The 5,199-nt window shown below is 32.4% G+C and carries 7 protein-coding genes; 6 read left to right on the forward strand and 1 reads right to left on the reverse strand.

Annotated features, from left to right (window positions below; all coding sequences use genetic code 11):
• Positions 1-621 precede the first annotated feature (621 nt).
• A complete protein-coding gene (locus FPG59_RS13695) occupies positions 622-831 on the forward strand; it encodes a hypothetical protein (RefSeq protein ID WP_086455146.1) in 210 nt (69 codons plus the stop codon).
• A gap of 32 nt (positions 832-863) precedes the next feature.
• Here FPG59_RS13695 and FPG59_RS13700 read toward each other — a convergent pair whose 3' ends face one another.
• Entirely contained in the window at positions 864-1,451 is a 588-nt protein-coding gene (locus FPG59_RS13700) for a riboflavin synthase (RefSeq protein ID WP_086455147.1), read from the reverse strand.
• A gap of 57 nt (positions 1,452-1,508) precedes the next feature.
• On the opposite strand from FPG59_RS13700, the gene pdxA reads away from it, so the two are divergent.
• The 5 genes from pdxA to accB all read left to right on the forward strand — a co-directional run bounded on the left by pdxA (position 1,509) and on the right by accB (position 5,067).
• Positions 1,509-2,558, forward strand: a complete 1,050-nt coding sequence (pdxA, locus tag FPG59_RS13705) for a 4-hydroxythreonine-4-phosphate dehydrogenase PdxA (RefSeq protein WP_086455148.1) — start codon at positions 1,509-1,511, stop codon at positions 2,556-2,558.
• A gap of 85 nt (positions 2,559-2,643) precedes the next feature.
• Positions 2,644-3,186, forward strand: coding sequence for a DUF177 domain-containing protein (locus FPG59_RS13710; RefSeq protein WP_086455149.1), 543 nt, complete (start codon positions 2,644-2,646; stop codon positions 3,184-3,186).
• A gap of 9 nt (positions 3,187-3,195) precedes the next feature.
• The gene (rpmF, locus tag FPG59_RS13715) at positions 3,196-3,390 is read left to right on the forward strand and encodes a 50S ribosomal protein L32 (RefSeq protein WP_007137315.1); all 195 of its coding nucleotides are present in this window, start codon (positions 3,196-3,198) and stop codon (positions 3,388-3,390) included.
• Positions 3,391-3,565: 175 nt separating this feature from the next.
• Positions 3,566-4,564, forward strand: coding sequence for a beta-ketoacyl-ACP synthase III (locus FPG59_RS13720; protein ID WP_086455150.1), 999 nt, complete (start codon positions 3,566-3,568; stop codon positions 4,562-4,564).
• A 23-nt stretch (positions 4,565-4,587) separates the two neighbouring features.
• Positions 4,588-5,067, forward strand: coding sequence for an acetyl-CoA carboxylase biotin carboxyl carrier protein (gene accB, locus FPG59_RS13725; protein WP_086455151.1), 480 nt, complete (start codon positions 4,588-4,590; stop codon positions 5,065-5,067).
• Positions 5,068-5,199 lie beyond the last annotated feature (132 nt).

Consider the following 5,199-nt stretch of genomic DNA (forward strand, 5'->3'; position numbering starts at 1 on the left):
CTTGTAAGGTTTTTACATTATGGAGATTTTTTCTGATTTTAATTTTTCCTGCGGTAACAACTACCCTAACAGGTATTAAACCGTTTTTATTTATTTTGTCTTTGCGTAATTCAAATAGATAATTCATGTTAAATTTCATTAAAGCTGGTTAAATAGGGGGAGTAAATAGGGGAGTATTTATAAATTAAAGTTCGTTAAAACTCATTAAAACATACATGATAAACCTATTGATATTCAAATATAAGAGATTATAGTTGAATAAAACAAGCTAAAAAATAATGGTACTCCAGGTGGGACCACAAAAAACCCCTCATATCTGTTGATATTGAGGGGTTTATTTTTTTTAGTGAAGTGAATTAGAAAGATGTTGTTGAATCTGTTTCGGGATCAATTCTGAAATTGGTTCGTTACATGTAAAATATTCTTATGTGATTGTTGCTTTTTGTGCACTTTTAAAAGAGCTTGTCTAGCTGCAAAAGTTATAGATGTAGATTTAGCGTAATTCTTGTTTTAGTAAGAATTTGTTATAATAGTAATAACTAGGCATGTTATTGATAAAAAACAAGTTATTGTAATTTAATTTCTTTTTTGTGTCGTTAATTTTTTTATTTTTGTACCGACATGAAACAACTTTCAAATAAATACCACCTTTCGTTTGTGTTGACTTTTGCTTTTGTAATTTTTGCAAATGCTCAAAGAACACCACCGCCACCACTAGGTGAGGATCAACCTGTATTTCCAGTTGATGACTATGTTTATATAGCGGTTATAGTAGCAGCATTTTTAGGATATTATATCACGATACATCGTGTAAAAAAAGAAAACCTTTAGAATTACTAAAGGTTTTCTTTTTTTTTGGGATCTTATTTCATACCGTGAAGTCGGGATACATATTTACCAATAACATCAAATTCTAAATTTACTTTTGTGCCAATTGTAAAAGTGTTGAAGTTAGTATGCTCAAAGGTGTATGGGATAATGGCAACACTAAATCTATCTTTTTGCGAATCTACTACGGTTAAACTAACGCCGTTTACAGTTATAGATCCTTTTTCGATTGTGATGTTATTTAAATTACTGTCGTATTCAAATGTGTATTTCCAGCTCCCGTTGGTTTCATCAGCTAGAATGCAAGTTCCTACTTGGTCAACGTGACCTTGCACAATATGTCCGTCAAGCCTATCGCCCAGTTTCATAGCACGCTCTAGGTTTACAATGTCATTTGTATTCCAGTGAGATAGGTTGGTTTTTTGTAAAGTTTCATCTATGGCAGTCACGGTATAGCGGTCATCTTGTATGGCTACAACTGTTAGGCATACACCGTTATGTGCTACGCTTTGGTCTATTTTAAGTTCGTTTGTAATAGAGGAGCTGATGGTAATATGCACATTAGAATTCTCTTTTTGTATTTCTTGGATGGTGCCAAGTGTTTCTATGATTCCTGTAAACATTTCTTGTTTTATTTTACTAAATTTGCAATTCAAAATTAGCAATAAATAACGGTAGTCATGGTGAAAAATGCAGAAAATATAATTGTAGGGATTTCTATAGGAGATTTAAACGGTATTGGAAGCGAGGTAGTTTTGAAAACATTTGAGGATTCTCGAATGTTAGAAATGTGTACTCCAGTTATTTTTGCAAATGTAAAAATGTTGTCTTTCGTTAAAAAAACATTTCACTCTACATCTGTATTGCACGGAATTGATAAATTAGACCAATTGGTCCATGGAAAAATCAATGTTTTAAATGTTTGGAAAGAAGGAGTTGAGTTAAATTTTGGTAAATCTGATGGCAAAGCAGGAGAGTATGCAATAAAGTCTTTTGTTGCGGCTACAAAGGCATTAAAGGAAGGTAGAGTTGACGTATTGGTAACGGCTCCTATTAATAAATCTAACATACAATCAGAAGAGTTTGCGTTTCCGGGACATACGGATTATTTGGATCAAGAATTAGAAGGAAATGCATTGATGTTGATGGTTCAAGATAATTTGAGGGTAGGTTTGCTTACAGATCATATTCCTTTAAGTGAAGTAGCAACACATTTAACCGAGGAGTTAATTGTTAGAAAAATTGAAACAATCAAGCAGTCTTTAATTCAAGATTTTAGTATAAACAAGCCAAAGATTGCAGTATTGGGTTTGAATCCTCACTGTGGGGATGGTGGAGTGATAGGGAATGAGGAAAACTTAGTTTTGAATCCTGTTTTAAAAAAAATATTTGATAAAGGAACACTTGTTTTTGGGCCTTTTTCAGCAGATGGTTTTTTTGGAAGCAATCAATACGAAAAATACGACGCTATAATAGCAACCTATCATGATCAAGGATTGATACCTTTTAAAACATTGTCTTTTGGCAAAGGAGTAAATTATACAGCAGGTTTGCATAAAATTAGAACTTCTCCAGATCACGGGACTGCTTATGAAATTGCGGGTAAAGGTATTGCTGATTTCAATTCATTTAAAGAGGCGGTATATTTAGCTATTGATGTGTTTCATTCTAGAAATCAATATGCCGAAATCAGTAAAAAACCGCTTAGAATAAAAGAAAAACAGTTGTGAACAAAAAAAAGTGAATAAGATTATTAGATTTGCAATAAATTTATATCTTTGCACTCCCGAAGTTTAGGGTCAAATTGTGGTTAAAATGAAGAACACGAAAGAATATTTGATACCTTTTATAGGTTTGAAGCTAGGGAAACATAATTTTGAATATCAAATTGATAATAAGTTCTTTGAAATCTTTGATTACAATGAATATCAAGATTCAAATATCAAAGTAAATGTAGTTTTAGATAAAAAAAGTACATTTCTAGAATTAAGTTTTAAACACAAAGGATATGTAAATGTTCCTTGTGACTTGACCAGTGAAGATTTTAACTTGACTGTAAAAGGAAAAATGAAACTTATAGTTCGTTTTGGTGAAGAATTTAACAATGATAATGAGGAGTTATTAGTACTTCCTCACGGAGAGTTTGAGATAGATATAGCGCAATATATTTATGAAATGATTGTGTTATCAGTTCCTTTAAGACGGGTTCATCCTGGCGTAAAAGACGGAACTTTGCAAACAGAAGCTTTGCAAAAACTAAGTGAACTTGCTGTAAGCGAAGAGAAAGAAGAAATTAAAGAAGAAGAAAATATTGACCCGCGATGGGACAAATTAAAGCAACTATTAACGGATAAATAATATAGTAAAATGGCACATCCTAAGAGAAAAATCTCCAAAACAAGAAGAGATAAGAGAAGAACACATTATAAAGCTACTGTAGCACAAATTGCAACTTGTCCTATCACAGGAGAAGCACACTTATACCACAGAGCATACTGGCACGAAGGTAAAATGTATTACAGAGGGCAAGTTGTTATAGATAAATCTGTAGCTGTTGCTTAATACATTACGGTAAATGATATTCGAACTCTCACATCGTGAGAGTTTTTTTTGTTGATTATAATTAGAGCTAATTATAAGACAACACTTTCAGAAAAAAAATGAAAATTTTTTTGTAATTTTCACGTCTTTTAAAAAATTTTCAAATGGAAACATTTGACTTGAAATAAATGCAACAATGAATACAATCACAGCCGCAATAACCGCTGTTGGTGCCTACGTACCTGATTTTGTGCTTTCGAACAAAGTATTAGAAACAATGGTTGATACCAATGACGAATGGATTACTTCACGTACAGGAATTAAAGAAAGAAGAATACTTAAGGATACCGATAAAGGAACCTCTTTTTTAGCTATAAAAGCTGCTCAAGATTTGATAGCAAAAGCTAATATTGATCCTCTTGAAATTGATATGGTGATATTAGCATCAGCTACACCAGATATGCCTGTAGCCTCAACTGGAGTTTATGTAGCCACCCAAATAGGTGCTACAAATGCTTTTGCTTATGATCTGCAAGCTGCATGTTCTAGTTTTTTATATGGTATGTCAACCGCATCAGCTTACATAGCCTCAGGAAAATATAAAAAAGTACTGTTAATAGGTGCTGATAAAATGTCCTCTATTGTAGATTATACAGATAGAGCTACTTGTATCATTTTTGGTGATGGTGCAGGAGCCGTATTGTTTGAGCCTAACTATGAAGGATTAGGTTTGCAAGACGAATATTTACGTAGCGATGGAGTAGGTAGAGATTTCTTAAAGATTGATGCCGGTGGGTCTATAACTCCTACATCATTTGAAACAGTTAGAGATAAAAAACACAGTATAGTACAGGATGGTAAAACTGTTTTTAAATACGCAGTAACTAATATGGCCGATGCTAGTGAATTGATACTAAAAAGAAATAATTTGACCAATACTGATGTTGATTGGTTGGTTCCTCATCAAGCAAATAAACGTATTATTGACGCAACAGCAAGTAGAATGGAACTTGAAGACTCTAAAGTACTTGTAAATATTGAGAAGTATGGTAATACCACGTCAGCTACTTTACCCTTAGTTTTATATGACTTTGAGCACTTGTTAAAAAAAGGGGATAACATAATTTTAGCAGCATTTGGTGGTGGATTCACTTGGGGATCTATTTATTTAAAATGGGCTTACGATAAAAAATAAATTTAAACTAAAAACAAATAATCATGGATTTAAAAGAAATTCAAAATCTAATCAAGTTTGTAGCAAATTCAGGTGTTGCAGAAGTTAAATTAGAAATGGATGATGTGAAAATTACCATTAGAACCACTTTAGAAGGAAATGTAACTGAGACTACATATGTACAACAAATGCCAGCTCAGGCTGCAATTCCTCAGGCAGTAGCGCCTCAACAAATTGCTCCAGTTGCAGCAACTCCAGAAGCACCAGCTGTAGAGAATGCACATTATGTTACTATAAAGTCACCAATTATTGGTACTTTCTATAGAAAACCATCACCAGACAAACCAATGTTTGTTGAAGTAGGTAAATCAATTGGAAAAGGTGATGTTTTATGTGTAATTGAAGCCATGAAATTATTTAACGAAATTGAATCTGAAGTTTCAGGTAAGATCGTTAAAATATTGGTAGACGATATGTCGCCAGTTGAGTTTGATCAACCGTTATTTTTAGTTGATCCATCATAAAGAAATTTTAAATTATAAAATTATTTTTGATATCGAATATTTCGAAAATCAATAGAACTTAGATTTAAAATTTACATTTAAAATTTCAAATAAGATGTTTAAAAAAATATTAATTGCAAATAGAGGTGAGAT

It is taken from the genome of Flavobacterium sp. FPG59, from assembly GCF_002150205.1.
GTDB lineage: Bacteria > Bacteroidota > Bacteroidia > Flavobacteriales > Flavobacteriaceae > Flavobacterium.